Raw genomic sequence first — 21,417 nt, forward strand, 5'->3', positions numbered from 1 at the left:
TTACGAAAGGCACGTTATACTAAAGATGTAGAAGAGCAATGTAAAGATAATGAAAACCATTCTCATTATCTAAAATAGCGTTTATACCAAAAGTAAAACCCTGTTATTGTAAAAAACGCAGGGAGTAATGCGATAAATAACCAGATAGATTCAAGCAATGGGCCCGCGAAATCACCAATGTGAAACTTGTATTTGAAGTTCCAAACTTGCGTCGCTACGTTAGCTTTTGATGCATCGTAATAACCGGTTACTTCTCCATTTTGAGGATTTGTCCAAACCCAGCTGTAGGCGTGAGACTCGCCGGGGTTTTGCATTCTGAAACCTATGTGTTCGCCTGAATTTTTTGGGAAGTAAATGCGAAATAGTGACGCATTGGGAAACACCGCTATGGCGTTTTGATACGATGTATCGATAGCCACTGAAGCACTACTAGCATCGTGGGATAACGGTTCAGGTACTGGCCTTTTCTCAACTTTTGAAAAAGTAACGGTTTCCACCACCTGCTGCGTAGCGCTTTTCCAATTAAACGCCATGCCACTAAAAGCGATGAGTATTAGTGGTATAGCCAAATAAACGCCCAGCACTGTATGAAGTTGATACATGAGAATTCGAAACTTGGCGCGGCGTTTAATCGCAAGGCGTTTTATTCTATTTTTTGGCTTTACCCAAAGGTAAAAACCCACAATTACTTCAAGAAGTAGAACTAAGGCACTAACAGACACCCAATTTCTAAGTGGCCTTTCGTTGTCACCATCTTGATACAACAGCCATCGATGGATAGCCATGGTGAACCCATAAAACGTGCTGTAATAATCGTATCTATGAAGTATTTCGGCAGAGTTGGGGTTTACGCTTACGTATTCGCCATTGTTGAGCTTTCCTTGCCAAGCGAGCTCAGGGTCTGACTCGGGCATTAAAAGCTCGACTTTCTGACCCGTCTCGTCTTCCAGCGCATTCACTATGTAAGAAAGGGGTAAGGGCGATTCGTGAGATTCTATGGTCCACTTCTCTGGTTGGACAAAGGTTTGGATATCTTTTGCATAAATTAGCAATGCACCGGTGATGCTAAGGCAAATAATAAATAACCCACATACCAGCGCTAATAGAAGGTGCAGTCGTCGTACCCAAAGTTTCAAAGCCGCGCTCACAAATTGCGAAATAAACGCGAATAGTAACGATTCTCGAAAATTGGTCAATGAAAGTTAAACGCTAAAATCGTGCTTACAATCGCATTAGCTAAATGAATCTTGCCTACTTTGCAGTAAGATTAACCTTAGTTTTACAATTCAAGAGTACGTCATTTCAGGCTAACTCATGTACTCTGATGTAGACAGAAAATAAATAACAAGCACTTGGAAATAGAATTATGATAACGACAAAAAGAAGTTTACTGGCCATCACACTAGTAAGTGCTTTGGGGTTAGGTGCAGTACCTACCATATACGCCCAAAACGACAGTGAAGAAAAAACAGAATCCGAACTCGAAAAGTGGGACGTTAATAACCCACCTTATGCACTAAACGAAGTCACTATAAAAACAAATGAAACCACGTGGTCTAGCTTAGACATTGCTCCAAACGGCGAGTTTATGGTTTTTGACATGCTGGGCGACTTGTACAAAGTGAGCATGAGTGGTGGCGATGCGACCCCGCTTACCCAAGACTTCGCATGGAATATTCACCCTTCAATTTCTCCAGACGGCAAACAGATCGCATTTATCTCAGATAAAGATGGGTTAAGTAATGTATGGGTTATGGACATTGACGGCAGTAACCTTCGTCAGGTAACCAAAGAGAAAAGCAATCTTATCCACTCTCCTAAATGGAGCCCAGACGGCGAATACCTAGTGGTAACCAAAGGCATCATGTCTAGCCGTAGTATTCCGGCGGGCGAGATTTGGATGTACCACAAATCAGGTGGTGACGGCCTACAAATTAAAGCCCGTAACAGTGGAAAGCGCGACCAGCAAAACATTGCTGACCCTGTATTCTCTCATGACGGCAAGTATATTTACTTTACCGAAAATACCGTTCCGGGCGCCCGCTTTGAATACAACCGCGACCCATTAGAAGGCATTTTTGCTATCACTCGCTACGACCGCGAAACCGGCGAAGAGAGCCGCTATATTAGCGGGACGGGCGGCGCTGTGGTTCCTACGCCTTCACCTGACGGTAAATACATCGCTTTTGTTCGTCGCGTCAAAGATAGAACCGCGCTTTTCATAAAAGACATCAAAACAGGTGTAGAAACACCACTGACGTTAGAACTAGAGCGAGATATGCAGGAAGGCTTTGGTTCAGAAGGTTACTTTGCCTACTTCGACTGGATGCCAGACAGCAGCAAAATCGTATATTGGACAGGCGGTAAGTTTCACACTATCAATGTGAAAGATAAAACCACCAGCACCATGGACGTGACCGTTGAAGGCACGGTGAAATTTGCCGATGCGTTACGTTTTGACGTAGATGTCGCACCTGATGAATTTGACGTTCGCATGATCCGCTGGTCTCAAATGTCGCCCAACGGTAAATCCGTACTCTTCCAAGCGCTAGGTAAACTTTATGTGCGCGACGTTAAATCTGGCAAAATTAAGCGTTTAACGAAACAAAACGACCATGACGAATACTATCCGCGCTTCTCTAACGACGGAAAGTCGATTGTTTATACGACATGGAATGACCAAGACCTAGGCACTGTTCGCGTGGTTTCTGCTCGTGGCGGTAAAGGAAAGGTTGTTACCCAGCAGCCAGGTCACTATATTGAGCCGTCTTTCTCTGCCGATGGCGAGAAAATCGTCTTCCGCAAATTTACGGGCGGCTACTTGCTAGACCCCAAATACTCGGTTGAGCCAGGAATTTACGTAGCAGATCTTGAAGAAGACACCGTAGAAAAAGTCTCAGAAGGCGGCTACAACGCGCATTTCGCGGGTAACGATGATCGCGTGTATTTCACCGAATCAGCGGGCGGCGAAGCTTACTACGAAACCCAGCTTTCAAGCGTTAACCTTAAGGGTAACGACAAGCGAACTCACCTTTACGGTGCCGATAAGGTAAGTGAGTACAAACTTTCACACGATAAGAAATGGGTTGCGTTTGTTTACCAATTCAAAACTTACGTGGCGCCGTTTGTCGAAAATGGCAAGCGCATCACCATAGGCCCGAACATGACCTCACTGCCGGTAACGCAGCTTTCAAGCCGTGCAGGTGAATACTTAACGTGGTCGCCTGACAACAAAACCCTTAGCTGGTTTAACGGCCCTACGCTATTTAGCCGTTCACTTGATGAAGCCTTTGCCTTTGTTGATGGCGCAGCGGAAACCTTACCTGAGCCGGTAGCGGAAGGTATGGACTTGTCGTTTACCACTAAAGCTGACAAGCCTTCTGGCTACAAAGCCTTGGTTGGCGGTAAAGTGGTAACTATGCGCGATGCCGACAATACCCAAGAGGTGATTGAAGATGGCGTGGTGTTAATTAAAGACAATCGCATTGAAGCAGTGGGTAAACGTGGCGATGTGACCATTCCTGATGATGCCATGCAAATAGACACCACGGGTAAAACCATTATCCCAGGGCTTGTTGACGCGCACGCTCACGGCTCGCAGGGCCGCAATGAGATTATTCCTCAGCAAAACTGGAGTCAGTACTCGAACGTGTCGTTCGGTGTAACGACCATTCATGACCCTTCAAACGACACGACAGAAATTTTTGCTGCGGCAGAATTACAGCGTAAAGGCGATATCGTTGCGCCGCGTATCTACTCCACCGGCACGATTTTATACGGTGCAGAAGGACTAGGTTACAAAGCGATCATCAATAATTATGAAGATGCCTATTTCCACGTAGAGCGCTTGAAAGAAGCCGGTGCTATTTCAGTGAAAAGCTACAACCAGCCGCGTCGTGACCAGCGTCAGCAAGTGCTGTGGGCAGCAAAAAATCAAGAAATGATGGTAGTGCCTGAAGGAGGCGGTAAGCTTCAGCAGAATCTGACCATGCTGGTAGATGGTCATACGGGTCTTGAGCACAGCATTCCTGTGGAAAAAGGCTACAGCGACGTCACTCAACTATGGAAAGCCACAGAGTTTGGCTATACGCCGACTTTTGTTGTGTCGTACGGCGGCATGATGGGTGAAGAGTACTGGTACGACAAAACTGAAGTCTGGAAGAACCCGCGTCTTCTTCGCTATACCCCGTCGACTATTCTAGACAGCCGTGCGATCCGCAGACCTACTGCGCCAGAAAATCAGTACAACCACCAAAACGTAGCAAGCTACGCCAAAGAGCTTCGAGATAATGGGGTCAGTGTACATATTGGCGCTCACGGACAGCGCGAAGGCTTAGCTGCTCACTGGGAACTGTGGATCATGGAACAAGGCGGCTTCACGCCATGGGAAGCGCTACGCGGCGGTACAATTGATGGCGCGAAACACCTAGGAATGGGCAAAGACCTTGGCAGCATCGAAAAAGGTAAACTTGCTGACCTAGTCGTGATTGATGGCGATGTACTAAGCGACATTAAAAAGAGTGAATTCGTAGAATACACCGTACTAAATGGACGCATATACGAATCTGCAACCATGAACGAAGTGGGCAGTAAGAAAAAACGTAAACCGTTTTTCTTTGAGCAAGACAATGCCACCTTTATGCCGCAACAAACGGCAGATGAAGTGGAAGCAAAAGCACACCACTATCATTGGGAACATTAGTAAATGAACCGCTAAATAAAAGGGCTTCACATTATGTGAAGCCCTTTTACTTTCCGCCAATAATTCTAGTCGTTCTAACGATTTCGCCCGTACTGTTCGTGTGACGAAACCCAGTCTGACGAACTTATCGCTGACGCTAGCGATATCTCACCAGCCAGCACAACCGACGCCACGATTTCTGCAAATTTATACACGCGATCTCGACCATAACAGTCTAATAACTCTAAGCACTCTCGCTGTGTACCAATACCGGTACCGCCGCCATAAGTTGCAACTATAAGCGATGGTATGGTGATAGACACATACAGGTCACCATCATCAGTAAGTTCTGAGTACATCATAGCCGCCGATGATTCTGACACGTTTGCTACGTCTTGCCCTGTGGCAATAAACATAGCGGTAATCCCATTTGGCGAATGCAGACCCGTATTATTCACACCAGATAAGAAAGAGCCCACACCAGCCACTCGGCCGTGGTAATCAATTTGTTTCGGGTCAACACGCATTACTTCTAACAAATGCTCTCGCTTAATGGTGGCTTCAGCTGTCACCCGTTTACCACGAGTACGCATAATATTTATCTGAGAGGCTTTTTTGTCGGTGGCAAAGTTTGATTCAAGATAGAAATTCTCTATGCCCTCATAGTGATCGAGTATCCACCCGCATGCCGCGAACGTAGCGCGGCCCACCATATTCTGGCCTGCGGCATCGCCGGTCCTAAAGTTGAATCGTAAGAACGCAAATTTATTCGATAGAAAGTGGTCGATATACGTCAATTTGGCAACGCTTGAAGTCGCTTCTGCTTCTTCTTTAATCTTTTCAAAATTCTCTTTTATCCACTTCACGAAGTCCCTTGCACCCCGTGCGTTTTCAAAGATAAAAACAGGGGCTCGCTGCATGGCGTCATCAACTACCGTTGCCGTTACACCACCGCTCATATTAAGTAACTTCATACCGCGATTATATGATGCTACCAATGTCCCTTCAGTGGTCGCTAGCGGTACTACAAATTCCCCTTGTGCATATTCACCGTTTATTTTAAGCGGCCCTGCAACACCAATAGGAACCTGTGCCACGCCAATAAAATGCTCGATATTGCCTTTAAGCGTTTGCGGGTCAATGGAGTACTTACCTACGTGGTCAATTTTCTTGCCCGTCGCGCTTTCAAAATATTCTTGGCGTGTTTTTATAATGCTCTCACCGTAATCGTCCATGTCATCGCGAGGAATAAACGCACTGCGTTGTCCTGGTGCCGTAATATTGTCTTCCACCTCAAATTTAAGCTTTCCAAACGGCGACGCAGAAAAACAAATACCCAGCTTGCGTTTTTCAGGGCAGGGAGCCTCGTCAATATCCAAGTGTACGGTTATAGTTTGACGCAATGCAAAAGGCTCTCCGTCTGACTTGTTGAGCGCTTTTACAGAAATGCAGGAATCAGGCGTGAGTTGAAGTGAAATTTTGTCTTCAGGGATCTTTACTCCATCAAGAGATATCCATTTCACTTCTTTGATGGTTGCGTCTTTCAATCTATTTTTCAGAGAAAAGGATAAGCCTTTATCTGTCTTGGTTAGACTTGCGCGTGTGTAAAGTTGTTTTAAAAGTATACTGGGTACAAACATGAGGCTTCCTTCTATGTGCTCTTACCGTTTTATTTTCATATTTCTTTGTTTTTTATAGCACATTCTTTATACAGTTCTATGACTTCTTTTTATTCTTTAGCTAATTTTTTGAGCAAAATCAACTTTCAATTCTAGGCCATGCACTTTCAAAAATGTGCCAAATCCAGTCAGAGTAGTTGCGGCTTAAACATAGACCCTAGGCACAATTCTTCAAACTTTCAACTCACCTAAAGTTATCACCGTCATCGCAGTTATGTTGACCACAAGGTATCTGGCAGTAACAAAACGGAGGCATCAAGGATTGAGACGCCAAGGATTAGTAGCCAACAAGGAAGCGGCAGCCAGATACTTTTTATGTGATGTAACGCATTGAGAACTGGAGTGGTTTTAACCCCATGCTCTGATTGCTGAGAGCAAGATAGAAGGGAATACGGATGAGAACAGGGCTGTTTAGAAAAGAAGTCATTAATGAACAATTAAATTCTGCGGAAGGAAGCTTTTTAATGACTCCTAAACCGGTCTACTCAGTGATTTCAGGCCTGCTTATTGTGTGGGTTGTGGCCGTTGTAGTGTACTTGAACACAGAAAGTTATGCGCGTAAGGCATCAGTCAATGGATGGCTAGAGCCTAACCACGGTGTATTTAAACTTTACGCCAACGCAAGACGTGGAAAAGTACTTAATGTTTTAGTCAGCGAGGGGCAGCTAGTAAAACAAGGCGCCCCCCTTATAACGATAAGTTACAGCAACAAGGACGGTCTAGGGAATAAGGTTAGCACGCAGCTACTTGCAGAACTTGAGGCGAAGCAGCATAGGACATTGCAAAGTATTCAGCGGCTTCGAGTATTGCATGTAGCCCAGCAACATGGCTTAGAAGAGCAACGCCTTCAAGCCCAGCAAGCCTTAGAGGCGCTAGATGCCATTGTTGAAATATCACAATCCCAATGGCTTTTAGCTACCAAGCAATGGGAGAAAGCTCAAAGCTTACTTGAGCAGGGTCATATTAGCCAAGCCGATTTTGAAAACCATACGCTACAACGTTTAACAACAGAGCAACAGCTTACGTTAGCCAAAAAGGATCTGAGAAGCGAACAAGCTAATATTGCAGCAATTAATCATGAAATTTCTACTTTGCCGCAACAGCAAGCCAATGAACTGGCGAATATAGAGAATGCATACAGCGACCTTAATCACCAAATTGTGAGTTACAAAAGCGACGCTGAAGAGACCGTGTATGCACCTCACACCGGTGTTGTGTCCGGCCTTCAAGTTAAAACAGGGTACACCGTTGATAGTTCTCGCCCGCTTCTAACACTGCTTCCCGAGAATGGCGACATACAAGCGCGTTTAGCTGTTCCCGTTAGCTCGGCAGGATTTATTCGGGAAGGACAAGCTTTGCATATCCGATACGACGCATTTCCCTATCAAAAATTTGGCGTCCAGTCTGGTGAAATCGTGAATATTTCCCCGTCGCTCGTTTTGCCCGGCGAGCTTAAAGATGTACCTATTTCAATTAGCGAGCCAACCTACCTTGTTACTGCAAGCCTCAGCGCAAATGAAATATTGGCTTACGGAAATCCTATTTCGTTAAAGGCTGGAATGACATTTTCTGCAGATGTTGATTTAAGTCAACGTAGCCTTTTGGAGTGGCTAATGGAACCGCTATACAGCATTACAGGGAAGCTTTAAAAAATGTTGAGCATAACACACCCCCTTTCCACCCATATTTTCCATACAACAAAGCGGGTACCCGTTATCTTGCAAAGTGAAGCGGCTGAATGTGGGCTGGCATGTGTAGCTATGATTGCACAGTATTATGGTGACAAGCGCGACCTCAACACCTTACGCCAAACCATGTCCGTTTCGCTACGCGGCACAACGTTGAAAGATGTAATGGGAATTGCCAGCGACTTGGGGTTTCAAACCCGAGCAATTAAAATAGAAATGGAGCACCTTAAACAACTTTCCTGCCCTGCTATATTACACTGGAATATGAATCACTTTGTGGTGCTGACCAAAGTAAAAGGGAAAACCCTTACTATTCATGATCCCGCTCTTGGACGGCGAAAGCTTCAGTTTGAAGAAGCATCAAAATACATAACCGGTATTGCATTAGAAGTGTCACCTAGCGACACCTTCAGTCCTAAGAGGTCAGCACCACGCCTTGGTCTTGCTCAATTTTTCTCTCGTACGGTTGGGTTTAAACGAAATTTACTTACTCTTTTCGCACTGTCGATTGTGTTGCAGCTTTTCGCGCTTGCAACGCCTTATTATATGCAAACAGTGGTAGACGACGTACTCATTTACAACAACGATGCCTTGCTAAAAGCGCTTGCTGTTGGTTTTGCCTTACTACTTGTTATGGAAACTTTTACTAGCGGAATAAGAAAGTTAGTTATTTTATCGGTGTCCTCTCGCCTTCAGCTTCAGATGTCAGCGTCAGTATTTAAGCACCTTCTTTCTCTTTCCTTGGATTACTTCGATAAGCGTCATATTGGTGATGTGGTATCCCGATTCGGGTCGTTGGCAAGTGTTCGCGAGTTTTTAACCACGGGCGTAGTTTCTGCAGTACTGGACGGAATTATGGCCATGATCACCTTGGCGGTAATGTTTTTGTATTCCTTCAAACTTACCCTTGTTGTGGTTGCGATTATGCTTATCTACCTTGCCTTTCGACTTGGGCTTTTACCGTTTATCAAAAGGCTAACGACTGAACGTATTGCCCTTGCCGCGTCTGAGCAAAGCCACTTTATGGAAAGCGTGCGCGCCATTTTGCCCATTCGCGTATACGGACAAGAAGTACAGCGTCACGGTCAATGGCAAAACAAGCTTGTCGCTACTCTGAATAAAGACATCACACTGGGCAAAATTAATATAGGTAGTACGCTGACTAACCAATTCTTATTTGGCGCAGAAAACCTAGTGGTAGTCTACGTTGGTGCAAACTTAGTGATGGAAGGCGCACTCTCCATAGGTATGCTGCTCGCATTTACGGCATACAAGATGCGCTTTGTAAGTGCACTTGATGGGGTAATTAACAGGTTGATTGAGCTGAATATGTTAGGTGTCCACTTCAACCGTTTAAGCGATATTTTGCTTACGCCCGCACAGCAAAAGCCACGCTTGCAAAATAGCAGTGATAGCGCATTCAATGGGCAAGGTGCTCTCTGCGCAAATGTAGACTTGTCTACCTCTTTTACGTCCAACCCGCTTTCGCCTAACTTTTTAGCGCCTAATGCTAAAAGCACCGCGTCGTACCAGCCTGCTGAACCACACTCAATAGCACTCAAAGCTACCGCGCTCAGCTATCGCTATAGTGAAACCAATGCTTGGGTGTTTAAAAACCTAACGCTGTGTGTAAATGCTGGCGAGATAGTAGCAATCATAGGTGGCAGTGGTTGTGGGAAAAGCACACTAATTAAATGCCTGATGGGCCTTTATCCAATCTCAGAGGGCGTCATTGAGCACACAAGTAGTGTTAAACCCGTCATCGCATCAGTACTTCAGGAAGACGCCTGTTTAAGCGGCACCATCGCCCAAAACATCTGTTGTTTTGAAGAAGTACCAGACCTTAAGAAAATGGTTTACGTCGCACAGCTTGCCTGTATTCATCAAGACATCATGCACATGCCTATGCAATATCACTCTTTGGTAGGTGATATGGGCAGCAGCTTAAGTGGCGGTCAAAAACAACGTTTACTCCTGGCAAGAGCTCTCTACCAAGAGCCAGATATTTTGTTTTTAGACGAGGCAAGCAGCCACCTAGATATGGAGAACGAGGCCAAAATTAATCATCACCTCAAAGCGTTGAACATGACTCGAATAATTGTGGCACATCGCCCCCAATCTATTGCTATGGCAGACAAAATTTATCGTTTGGCAGACGGCATACTACACCCAAGCTCTCCCACTGAAGTAACAGGAAGCGCAACATCAGGTAAACACGGAGAAACACAATGAAAAACCATGAAATAAGAGAACCCGCAGTATTAATAACAGCAACCGAACGCATGCAAATAGATGCGAATGGCCTTACCGCTAACAACAGCGTTATTCCCATGGACTGTTTGTCAAAACGTGAGCTGCAAGTAGTCCACAAAATAATGGAAGGCTGCTCTAACAAGGTCATCGCCTCTGAGTTATTTATCAGCGAACGGACCGTTAAGTTTCATTGCGCCAACATTTATAAAAAGCTCAATATCAGTAGTCGTTCCGCACTTATTGCCTGCTGCTTTAGAACCCTTTACCAAGAAGTGGTTTCGCTATAAGCGCATCTACTTCATCACTCAACACGCCATTACAAGGAGCGTACTTTATGAAACACCTTCAACTAAGTCACAACCAACCAACAACTAATGAACCCATTGCTTTAGCCGAAGCTCAGCTGTTTGAGGTATACGGCGGCCTTCGCGCTCGCTTGAGCGATACCGTGCCGGTAGTCGGCCCAACACCTAAAGAGCCCGTTTATATCACCATGGCTATTGGTGAGGGCGGTGGAAAGCTACCAGACATTTTGTCCTAGTTTTAAAGATTTAGCGTCAACATATGGATGGACACTAATTCTGTCATATCCATGTGTTGCGCTTTTAACATCCAGATACTCTTATGCCAGTGAGCACAGATAATTACTCATAACCCGCTAGCAAGGAATGCGAATGCACGTTGCACTTTTAGGAAGTGAGCAAGACCCACAAATTCAACACGTAGCGACGGCGCTCAGTCAAACAGCTACCCCTTTTTATATCGCTAATACACAACAGTTCGGTTCAACATGGAGCATTAGCTATGACCCTGATTTTGATGACGGGCTAATTCATTTCAATTCGCCTTCACTTTGCGATCAACCTAGAGTTACGTTCTCGAATACCCAGGCCGCTTATTGGCATGAGTACCTACCTGGCATACCGCTAAAAGTCCCAAGTGATAATAGTAAAAACGATGCCAGTGCAGATGCTCAAACACAAGGTGATAGACCTCATAATCGTGAATCTAATTTGCTAGAAAACGCAGGATGGGTTGAGCAAGAGCGAGCAAGTACGCTACTTTGCTGGTTCAGCTATAGCGACATTAAATGGGTGAACTCTATCGACGCTGTTCGAAGCCATCAGTGTAAGCCTTATCAATCCCGCGTTGCTTGCAAGTTAGGGGCACATATTCCCTACACCTTTGTTGGCAATGCATCCGAGGTTGCTTCTCAGTTTTGCAACAACATGCGCGAGGTTATTTACAAGCCGGTACGCGGCGGTCGCACGGCTCAATTTGTAAATAAACAACCCAATATGCGCCCGCTTCTAAATACACTTTTAAGTGAGCGCCCTGTGACCTTCCAAAAATACATTGCTGGCGAAAATGTACGTAGCTATGTGCTTGGCGATGATGTGCTAAGCGTACAAATTGACTCAAGCGAACTAGATTATAGAAACGATGACAATGCCAGTGTGTCTGTGACTATTATCCCAAACGAGGTCCAGCGTCTGGCTATTAAAATTTGCCAAGCGTTAGGCATGCACTGGTGTGCAATCGACTGGCGTAAGAGTGCGAAAGGAAAATACTTTTTTCTAGAGGCCAATCCCAGCCCTTATTTCCTAAAAGTAGAGAACGATACTGGCTTGGATATTACGAGTAGGCTTATAGAACTTCTGTCAGATACAACGTTTAGATGAGCTCCTCATCAAAGTAGCAGACCACATCTCTGTGGTCTGCTCATGGCTTATAGTTACGGATTCTTTGTAAATCTCTGAAGATCCACTATTGAAATATTGTGCTCTCGTGTATAAACCCCTATCGGCCTTTGAGCAAGGTCGTATAGTCTGAAGCTGAGCGCTCTGAAATCGTTGATGTAAACCGTTCCAAGCCCTGCTTCTGGGTCTAACCACACATCAAGTTTAACGTCAGAGGTTAGTTCCATAGGCACTGCGACTTGAGCATCTAAACTTCCGGAACTCACTTCTTCACCGTCACTGACCGCGGGTAAATCAGCAGCTCTAAACTGGTCGGCCAAAAGATAGGGTAGCGCTGTATCTGAACCGTCATCTGAATGTTGATCTATCAATCTGATAACGGCGGTCTGTCCTATAAGATCACTGACATCCCAAGTGGCCCATTCCATTCGAAACTTATCATCCGCCGTTTTTTCAGCATCAACACCTGACTGGCTACGCACGACTTCTCCGTTTACCATCAATACAACAGCGGTTGCATTAGCGCTGTCAAACGGGTTGGAACCACCGCCAATTAAGAAGTTTATGTAGGGTTTGGTAATTTCAAAAGACGGAGAGTCTGCACTTCCAGTTGCCCCGAAGCCAATCCAGCCAAGGGCAGTTCCGTCTTCCTCAAAACCGTCACCAAAGCTTGAAAATACCCTCTCACCCACGTTGTTAGCGACATCACCGCCCCACCAGCCGCCATCAAGCTTTACGAAATCGCCAGTGACGTTTGTGAATTCATGCCCTGACAACGTACCGTGCTGTCCGCAGCAAAATTCAAACCCCGCTATATTTTGTTCAGGAGCCTCTGCTCTGACGAAAAGCGGCTCACCTTCAAGGGCTGGAGTGGGAGTTACGCTCGCACCACCCGTCGGAGGTGTGTTACCAAAATAAAATGATGCTTTATTGCTGTTGGTGTCAAATTCAAGTCTGGCCACCTGCTCACCTTCTCCCTCAGTGGGGAAGTAAAGTCCGAATCTACCGCCTGATGCTTCACTTCTTACCGTCATCGACAGGCGATTTTTTTTGCTCACTGTGTCTAACGTAAAAGCAGAGGATGACATCAATGAAATCGGAGCAACACCTGATACCGAGCCCTCCTGTTGCTGTATATCGGTAGAGATAGGCTCCGCAAACTCCGTTTTGTAAGAATGCGGAATCATCACTGCTAACTCACCAGAAGCGGTTTGATGCAATTGATGAATCGCCAAGTCGCCGCCAAACGTTCCCACACCAGCATTAGTTCTTGTAATTTTATGAGGTATCCAGCCGAACATAAGCGTCGCGTCTTCTGAAGATGCTGTGCGGCCAGCATAATAAAACTTGCCATCAAGCGACGCATAGTTTGCCAGCTCCCATCCAGCACTTGTCTGATGCAAATACTTGATATCCCTTTCTCCGTCATTCTGATCTGAAAACACCATGAACTGATTGTCACCAAAATCAATCCAGTCCGGCACTTCAAGGTTAAGTGGCGTATTCATCATAAACAGGGGGTCTTGCGCTGCCCAAGTTATAAGATTGTCAGAAGTATACAAGCCAATTGCCGCTTGCCCTTCAAAGCGCGTGGTAATAAGCATCCAATAGTTATTGGTTTCCTCATTCCAGAATACTTTGGGGTCACGAAAGTCAAAATCGCTATATCCATTACTTCCCGTAAAGGTATCCTCTGGGATTTTAGTAAAGTTTGTAAGTGTGTTGTCTGTCGCCACGGCATGCATTGTTGCCTCCACTGGATTGAAGTCAGCATTATGGCCCGTAAAGAAAATATGCGTTTGACCCTCTGCATCTTCTACAACACTGCCTGAACCCGTCCACTGGTCTTGCGTATTGGTATCTCCAGTAGCTTCAAGCACCCGCTGGGGAAAGCTAGCCTGCTGAAGGTCGCTCGTTTTAGTGAGATACCAATCATGAAATGCAGTATCTATTAAATAATAAATATAGAATTCACCATCACGGAAATACGGATTTGGGTCGGCCATTACCAAAGGTAAAGACACGTCATGGCCTTCTGGCATGCTCACCAAATCGAGTTTATTTGGCTCTACTGCCGCAAAATCGGCAAGTCTGACTTCATCTAGCATGATGAAGGCGAGACTTCCGTCATCTTCTCCTTCGTGCAGGTCAATAATCTCCAGTACAGCGGTCTGACCTTGCAGTGCACTCACATCCCACGTATACCAGTCAAGCTGCGACTCTAGTCCATTCCCTACACCCTGACGCACTATTTTGCCATTCACTCGCAACACCACTGCCGTTGCATTGTCACTGCGAAAGTCGTTGGTACCGCCACCTACTAAAAAGTTTAAAAACTTGTGTGTAATTTCAAAAGGAGGCGTGCTTAACGTGCCAGTAGCTTCATCTCCAATCCAGCCAAGTCCGGTGCCGTCTGCTGAAAAGCCATCCCCGCGGCTGGAAAAGATTCGCTCGCCCTGATGGTTGACAATATCAGCAGCCCACCAGCCACCATCAAGCTTGACCATTTCTCCCGTAGCCAAGAAATCGTGATTTGCGTAGGTGTTAAATTGACCACAGCAGAACTCGAACCCAGCGATATTCTGGCCAGGATCTGAAACACGTCTAAATGCAGAGACTCCCTCCACCTCTGGTTCGACAGAAATATTTACCGACGTTAACAACTGACTGCTTGCTTCTGGAAGGGCGGCCGCTTCATCTGAGATACGAAACTCATCAGCTAATAAATAAGGTAAAGCAGTATCAGATTTGTCATCTGGGTGGTGATCGATAAAACGAATTTTCGCGGTCATACCAAGATAATCGGCTACATCCCAGCTGACCCATCTCATACTCATAGCTGTGTCGTCACCGCTAGCCTGCAACACTATTTCGTCATCAACAACCAGCGCTACCGCCGTGGTGTTAGATTCCGACACACCATTTGCGCCACCACCTACAAGGAAGTTTATAAATCGTTCGGATATTTCAAATGATGGACTATCCATCGTGCCGACTGCACTAAATCCTATCCAACCCAGTGCTTCGTCACTACTATCGAATCCATCGCCAAAGCTTGAGAAAACCCGTTCTCCGATAACGCCTGCAACATCGGCTCCCCACCAGCCTCCGTCTAATTTGTCGAAGTCGCCAGTCACGCTTTCAAATCCGTGTTCAGCGTAGGTATTGTACTGTCCACAACAGAATTCAAAGCCCGAGAGTACCTGTTGACTATTTTCGGGGTTGTTAAAAAGAGGTTGACCGGAAATCTCTGGGTTGTCTGTGATAACGATATCTTCATCAGGCTGTTGCTCTTCAGGAGGATTCCCACCGCCAATGACATCAGAGGGGCTCTGCCCTTCTTGTAAAACAATTAACTCTGCCTCAACCTCATTTTTATCAGTATCACTATCGGAACATGCTGAAAGAGAAGCACTTACCACTAAAATGAGTCCTGATAATTTCCACCCTCTGCTAGTGGGTTTTAATATTTTCATGGTTTTCCTCCATAGCCCCCTGTAAGGCTATGTCCGTTTACTTTTAATTGGTTATGTCAAAATCGTACGGCTGTTCTTTGACATTCTTTTTTGGGTTCCCACACAAATAAACAACGTTGTCTTTACGATATTAATGTCAGCCGCACATTAACTCAACATTTTTTTTACATTTTTATGAGGCTGATAAAAATCGTCGCGGCTATTACCAGTTTATTCAAAAGTGTGATAAAAGGGTTAAGCGTTAGCACATTGATATTGATGAAAAAAATTTTGGGAATAATCTGCTATGGTGACGATAAAAGACGTAGCTGCGCATGCAGGCGTCGCATTCAAAACTGTTTCTAGGGTAGTGAATAACGACCCCACAGTTAAACCCAAGAATAGGGAGAAGGTGCTTAAGGCAATCGAAGAACTCGGATATCGTCCCAATCGCGCAGCACAAATGACCCGTCGCAAGAAATCTGGCGTTGTAGGCTTTATTGCAGATGAGCTACTCAGAGTGCCTTACACTTTTGACCTTATTAGGGGGGCACAAGATCTTGCGTGGCAGCACAATAAAGAGTTGATGGTACTCAACGTAAACGTGAATAAGTACAGCGTTGAAGGTGCCGTAAATCACCTTTTTGAGCACCGAGTGGAAGGGATCATTTATGCCGCAATGTACCATCGGGAAGTTCGTCTACCGTCTCAGTTTTCAGAAGTCCCTACAGTGCTTGCTAATTGCTTCGATAGCGATGGTAAATTTCCCTCTATAGTCCCCGACGAACAAGAAGCCGCACGGGAGATTACGGCGAACATACTGAGCAAGGGCTATAAACGTATTGCCTTTTTGAACCTGAATGAAAATATCATTGCCGCCAAGCTTCGTAAAAAAGGGGTTGAGCAGGCGTTTGCTGACGCCAAACAAAGCCCTGACAATCTCGTAATCGAGTCCGTCATTATTGGTGACGAAAATGAAGAGCGCTCTATTACCCGCAAACGCGCAGCAGAATTAATTAAAGACTTTAAACCTGACGCTATTCTCTGTGGTCAGGACCCAATGGCCGTGGAAGTCTACTTCGTTGTTCAATCTCTTGGGCTTCAAGTGGGTAAAGACATTGGAATAGGCAGCTTCGATGACTGGGATATCATCCCTTCTCTTTTACAACCGGGGCTAACAACCATGGCACTTCCTCATTACGAAATGGGTAAGTGGGCGTTTAATTATCTGCTTTCAGAAAGAACAGACAAGACACGCGAAACCGCGCGTTTTTCCCTTGTCAGCCGTCAGTCGTTTTAACTGTTACTAACGTTTCAGGCTTAGCATTTTCCAGAAGCCAAAAAGAAACGACAAGGTTAACCGTGACCGCACAGCCAAGGAGTAAGTAAGCGTCTGCGAATCCCAGTGTGTCGTAAAGCTCTCCGACTGGCGATGAGAGAAGTGTTGTTACTACCTGAGTAAATACGTGAAAGCTAACGAGGTAAATCGTCGCCGATAACCTTGCGTCAAAATTCGCTACAATGTACTTGAAAATCGCGACCAATAAGATCGGAAGCTCTAATGCATGTAGCAATTTGACCAATGAAATGGACACAGGGTCGGCAACCAGACCAGAAGCCAACATTCGACTGGCCATGATGGCTCCACTTAACAGCAATCCCTGTTTTGGACCTATTCGATTGACAATATAAGGAGCAACAAACATCATCCCTGCCTCAACGAATACTTGCAGTGAGTTCAAATAACCGTAGAACCTGTTTCCTTCCTCTGGCGAGGTAAATAACGATGCAAAATAAATAGGGAATTGCTGATCGTATATTTGATATAGGCACGATACGCCCATCACATACACACTCAAACGCCAAAACTTCTTCTGCCCAAAGAGCGACCAAACATCTCTTAAATTGACTTTACTGCTTGAAGACGACGCCGTGCTCGCAGATTTAGGCAACCAGAATAGACAGATGACAAACGCCAGTCCGCTGATGGTTGCAAGCGCAAAATTCAGCCTAGGGTCAACATTAAAAAGACCACCAGCAATAAACGTCGCGCTTGCCCAGCCTAGCGACCCCCATAATCGGGCTTTACCAAACTCAACATTATGTTGCCGACCAAGCCTTTCAATAAACGCTTCAAGCGTTCCCACCGCGGCACCAAAGGATAACGCGCTATACACCGCGCCCACTACTGCGCCGAAATAGAAGAAAGACTCTAGCAACGGCTGATAGACAAAGATAAAGAATGGACCCACACCAGCCATGAGGATACCTAACATAAATAAAAGCTGCTTGCCGGTTCCTAACCTGTCCTGAAGAACACCATAAACAGGCATTATGAATAAGGCAGCCATCGCATTGGTCGCAAAGACAACGCCCGTCTCCCTTCCGGTTAACCCTAGGGTTTGGTTTAGCCATAACGGAAAGAGCGAATAGCAAAACGACCAGGTCAGGAAAAACGCAAAAAACGTTAATGCGGACGACCAGTATGCTGAGTTTGACTGCCACTTCATAATAATACCCTAGGCATAATTCCTAATTAGAAGACCACACAGAGCCCAATCGGTCAATTGATAGCTGGTGTACTGATTGACTGTTAGGCGCTACGCGTAGCGTTTCGTAAACAGTCTTGGGAAACACTAGCGCCGTCATAACGGTAGTGCCATTGTCAATGAACAATTCCAATGATGAGCGGTCGACAATTATTGTGACGTTATATGAGTCGCTTGTCGTTGTTAACTCTGCCTTCTGGACTTTTCCAAAATGCTCATTGAATGATGTTTCTCCAGAGTGACTTCGGTTTAGTGATACCAAGGATCGTTGTTGATCTATTTCAATATCAACAAATTCACCGCTTTGGTTTTCAAGTCGAATCGAAATAGGTGAAGGTGAATTCCCCTGAACGTCGAAAGCGTAGCGAAGCGCCGATTCCCTACCGTTGCTATCTAGAGAAGAAAGGCTCATTGCTTGTCCTGCTTTTAAAATTGGCGACTTAGTAGACGCTTCAACTAATCTATCCACTTCGTCTACCAACTGACTACGGACACGGAGTCCTTTGCTGGTTTTAACGAGATGCAGCGTACGAGGTAGTGTCATCGCACTACGCCATATGTCTGTCGGTACATCATTTGCGTATAACCAATTGCTCATCCAGCCCATAAATATATGACGTGATTCATTACTATCTGGCGATTTAAAAAAAGTTACCCCTGCATAATTGTCTGTACCGTGATCCAGCCAAATAGCGGGCTCAATTCGATTTGTTGCAGGCTCGCTCGCAAACACAATATCGTCAATGTAAGTGTGTCCCCAGCTTTCGGACTCGTTATCGATAATTCTCAAAAATGCGGATTTACCTTGCCACTGACTAACATCCCAGCTCGCATAATGAAGCGTTTCTCGGTTAAGGCCTGTTTCAGATTTTACTATATTGCCTTCCACCACGAGTTGAACGCCAACCCGGTCTGGATGATGGCCGCCACCAATTTTAAAGTTGATATAAGGTTCAAATATGGTGAACGTTTCCGACGTCAGCGTTCCTTGCGCACGATCTTCATCTGCAAAACTGTTTACAAGATAATCACCAGAGTAACCCGTGGGGGGCGGCTGGTTGGCATGTCCACCTTCGGTGGGAGCATCAACAAAGGCATTACCTTGCTGCGTCCACTTGTCAGCTCCATCTTCAAAATTATCGAAGACCGTGCCTTTTGGAAAACTAGCCACTGTAGGTGAGAGTTCGCTTTGCCACTTAGCATCTAATACGAATTCTTTGCCGTCGAAATCCCCAACAAAGTATTGGGTTGCCGAGCCTCCATTTGGGCCGCCTGGCGATATACTTACCAACAATACATATCTAGATTCATCAGTTCCTTCGACAGGCAATAGCAGCAGTTCCGGGCACTCCCACACACCGCCATGACTACCTATTTCTTCACCAAATGTGCTTTCTAACGACCAGTCAATCAGGTTATCTGAACTGTAAAAACCAATATGATCTTTTTGTGCTAGCACCATCACCCACTTTCCTGACGGTTCATGCCACATGACCTTTGGGTCGCGAAAATCTTTTATGCCCGGGTTGTCAATAACAGGGTTATTGGCATACTTTTCCCACGTCTGGCCTTTATCTAAGCTGTAAGCCAGTGCTTGGGTTTGGTAGTCAATCCTTCCCTGCTTCTCCATTGACGCATTGTGATAGGTATACAACGCAACAATAGGGGGATTATCTTTGCTTCCCAGACCACTGGTGTTCTCGACATCGACGACTGCACTTCCAGAGAAAATGGTGCCAAGCTCATCAGGGTAAAGCGCTATTGGTAACTCCTCCCAATGCATAAGGTCCTTACTCACAGCGTGCCCCCAATGCATAGGCCCCCAGATGGAGGCATCGGGATTATGCTGAAAGAATAGATGGTACTCGCCATCGAGATAAAACATACCGTTGGGATCATTCATCCACTTTTCTTTCGGTGAGAAATGGATCTGGGGACGAAAAGCTTCGTTGCGAGCGGCCTCGACCACAAGAGTCGAGTCCTCGGGAAGTGGACTAATTTGATTCATGGAACATCCAACAAGAGCTGAAGAAATAATAAGACCTAATAGTGTTTTCATAGTTAACATGCCTCTATTTTGATAACGCTGCAGACACATCCTCAAGCGTTTTCCCTTTCGTTTCTGGCATCATGAATCGAACAAAAATAAGCTGTAAGAACATCGCAAATGTGAAGAACGCGAAGACCTGGCTGGCAGAAAAGGCGGCTAATACCTGAGGCATTAAAAGCGCGATCAGCGCAGCAAAAACCCAATGTGTGCCGCTTCCCAATGACTGTCCTTTGGAGCGCACGGAGTTGGGGAAAATTTCTGCAATAAAAACCCAGATAACGGCACCCTGCCCAACCGCATGAGACGCGATGAATACGAACACTGCGCTCACTACAATAGTGCCGCCGACTTGACTACTGAATGCCCATGAAACAGTGGCTAGAGACAGGATGTAACCGATTGAACCTATATACATGAGTGATTTTCGTCCAAGCCGATCTATCAGACTTAATCCAACCATCGTAAATACAAGATTGACTAATCCGACACCTGCTGTGGAAAGCAATGCGGTGCTGCCATCTAAACCCGCCATATCAAACACGCGTGGTGCGTAATAGATGATGAAGTTAATACCTGATAGTTGATTAAATGCAGCAAGTAAAAAGGCAAGCAGCACCGGAAGTCGAAACTCAGGTTTAAATAAAGACTCTCTTTTACGCCCTGCCTTATCAGCTTTTATGGCGCTGATAGTTTGTTCGACACCTTCACTCTGTAGCGATAAAAAGACCTCTCGAGCACGGGCTTCGTCATCGCGATGCAGCAATAACCAGCGAGGACTCTCCGGTGCTTTCAGTACCATTAGGAAGTAGATGAATGCTGGCACGGCTTCAACTCCCAGCATCACTCGCCAGTCATCGACAATAACGCCCGAGAGCAAATAATTTGAAAGAAAAGCGATGAGGATCCCAAATACTATTTGAAACTGATAAGTTGCGACAAGCCGCCCCCTGATTTTGGCTGGTGCAATTTCAGAAATGTAAGCGGGTACAGCGATTGAAGATACCCCTACTCCTAAGCCTCCGATAAACCGAAGAATAGCAAAGGTATACGGATCCTGAGCGAGTGCTGAACCTATAGCAGAGAGTAGATAGAGGACGCCAATAAGAACTAACGTCTTTTTGCGCCCAAGCCTATCGCAGGGCCAGTTCCCCATCAACGCGCCAATCACCGTTCCCCACAGTGCAGAAGACATGACGAACAACCCATGAAAAAGGGGCGGAGTGTCCCACAGCGCTTGAATGGATTGGTCTGCTCCAGATATCACTGCGGTGTCGAAACCAAATAAAAATCCGGCTATTGCAACAGTGAGTGACCAGTAAACTATTTTGTTCATGATGTATATTTTTACCTCTTAACCACTTT

Annotated in this window: 13 protein-coding genes; 7 read left to right on the forward strand and 6 right to left on the reverse strand. The window is 45.6% G+C overall.

Annotated elements, in window-relative coordinates:
* Window positions 1–65: 65 nt before the first annotated feature.
* On the reverse strand, window positions 66–1,196 hold the full coding sequence (locus AC27KT_RS17175; protein ID WP_487131984.1) for a PepSY-associated TM helix domain-containing protein: 1,131 nt from the start codon (window positions 1,194–1,196) through the stop codon (window positions 66–68).
* A 170-nt stretch (window positions 1,197–1,366) separates the two neighbouring features.
* On the opposite strand from AC27KT_RS17175, the gene AC27KT_RS17180 reads away from it, so the two are divergent.
* Window positions 1,367–4,702, forward strand: a complete 3,336-nt coding sequence (locus tag AC27KT_RS17180) for an amidohydrolase family protein (protein ID WP_487131986.1) — start codon at window positions 1,367–1,369, stop codon at window positions 4,700–4,702.
* Between the two features lie 74 nt (window positions 4,703–4,776).
* On the opposite strand, the gene AC27KT_RS17185 is transcribed toward AC27KT_RS17180, so the two are convergent.
* Window positions 4,777–6,321 (reverse strand): hydroxymethylglutaryl-CoA reductase, encoded by a 1,545-nt coding sequence (locus AC27KT_RS17185; RefSeq protein ID WP_487131988.1) that lies wholly within the window; start codon window positions 6,319–6,321, stop codon window positions 4,777–4,779.
* Between the two features lie 434 nt (window positions 6,322–6,755).
* On the opposite strand from AC27KT_RS17185, the gene AC27KT_RS17190 reads away from it, so the two are divergent.
* The 5 genes from AC27KT_RS17190 (at window position 6,756) to AC27KT_RS17210 (ending at window position 11,983) form a co-directional block, all read left to right on the forward strand.
* A complete protein-coding gene (locus tag AC27KT_RS17190; RefSeq protein ID WP_487131990.1) occupies window positions 6,756–8,009 on the forward strand; it encodes an HlyD family secretion protein in 1,254 nt (417 codons plus the stop codon).
* Window positions 8,010–8,012: 3 nt separating this feature from the next.
* Window positions 8,013–10,280: a peptidase domain-containing ABC transporter gene (locus AC27KT_RS17195; RefSeq protein WP_487131992.1), complete on the forward strand. Its 2,268-nt coding sequence runs from the start codon at window positions 8,013–8,015 to the stop codon at window positions 10,278–10,280.
* Window positions 10,277–10,588 (forward strand): helix-turn-helix domain-containing protein, encoded by a 312-nt coding sequence (locus tag AC27KT_RS17200; RefSeq protein ID WP_487131994.1) that lies wholly within the window; start codon window positions 10,277–10,279, stop codon window positions 10,586–10,588. The genes AC27KT_RS17195 and AC27KT_RS17200 overlap by 4 nt, the downstream gene beginning before the upstream one ends.
* Before the next feature lie 47 nt (window positions 10,589–10,635).
* The gene (locus tag AC27KT_RS17205) at window positions 10,636–10,842 is read left to right on the forward strand and encodes a hypothetical protein (protein ID WP_487131996.1); all 207 of its coding nucleotides are present in this window, start codon (window positions 10,636–10,638) and stop codon (window positions 10,840–10,842) included.
* 133 nt (window positions 10,843–10,975) lie between these two features.
* Complete coding sequence (locus AC27KT_RS17210; RefSeq protein ID WP_487131998.1) at window positions 10,976–11,983, forward strand: ATP-grasp domain-containing protein; 1,008 nt, start codon at window positions 10,976–10,978, stop codon at window positions 11,981–11,983.
* 53 nt (window positions 11,984–12,036) lie between these two features.
* On the opposite strand, the gene AC27KT_RS17215 is transcribed toward AC27KT_RS17210, so the two are convergent.
* Window positions 12,037–15,477, reverse strand: coding sequence for a hypothetical protein (locus AC27KT_RS17215; protein ID WP_487132000.1), 3,441 nt, complete (start codon window positions 15,475–15,477; stop codon window positions 12,037–12,039).
* A 286-nt stretch (window positions 15,478–15,763) separates the two neighbouring features.
* On the opposite strand from AC27KT_RS17215, the gene AC27KT_RS17220 reads away from it, so the two are divergent.
* Window positions 15,764–16,756, forward strand: a complete 993-nt coding sequence (locus AC27KT_RS17220; protein WP_487132002.1) for a LacI family DNA-binding transcriptional regulator — start codon at window positions 15,764–15,766, stop codon at window positions 16,754–16,756.
* Here the strand turns inward: AC27KT_RS17220 and AC27KT_RS17225 are convergent.
* Genes AC27KT_RS17225 through AC27KT_RS17235 form a run of 3 tightly spaced genes read right to left on the reverse strand, consistent with a single transcriptional unit; the run spans window position 16,737 to window position 21,388 of the window.
* Window positions 16,737–17,966, reverse strand: coding sequence for an oligosaccharide MFS transporter (locus AC27KT_RS17225; protein WP_487132004.1), 1,230 nt, complete (start codon window positions 17,964–17,966; stop codon window positions 16,737–16,739). The genes AC27KT_RS17220 and AC27KT_RS17225 overlap by 20 nt on opposite strands.
* Window positions 17,967–17,988: 22 nt before the next feature.
* On the reverse strand, window positions 17,989–20,064 hold the full coding sequence (locus tag AC27KT_RS17230) for a glycoside hydrolase family 32 protein (RefSeq protein WP_487132006.1): 2,076 nt from the start codon (window positions 20,062–20,064) through the stop codon (window positions 17,989–17,991).
* 13 nt (window positions 20,065–20,077) lie between these two features.
* The gene (locus AC27KT_RS17235; RefSeq protein WP_487132008.1) at window positions 20,078–21,388 is read right to left on the reverse strand and encodes a sugar porter family MFS transporter; all 1,311 of its coding nucleotides are present in this window, start codon (window positions 21,386–21,388) and stop codon (window positions 20,078–20,080) included.
* Between the last annotated feature and the right edge of the window lie 29 nt (window positions 21,389–21,417).

This window comes from Alteromonas sp. 5NW40-0090 (assembly GCF_057552975.1).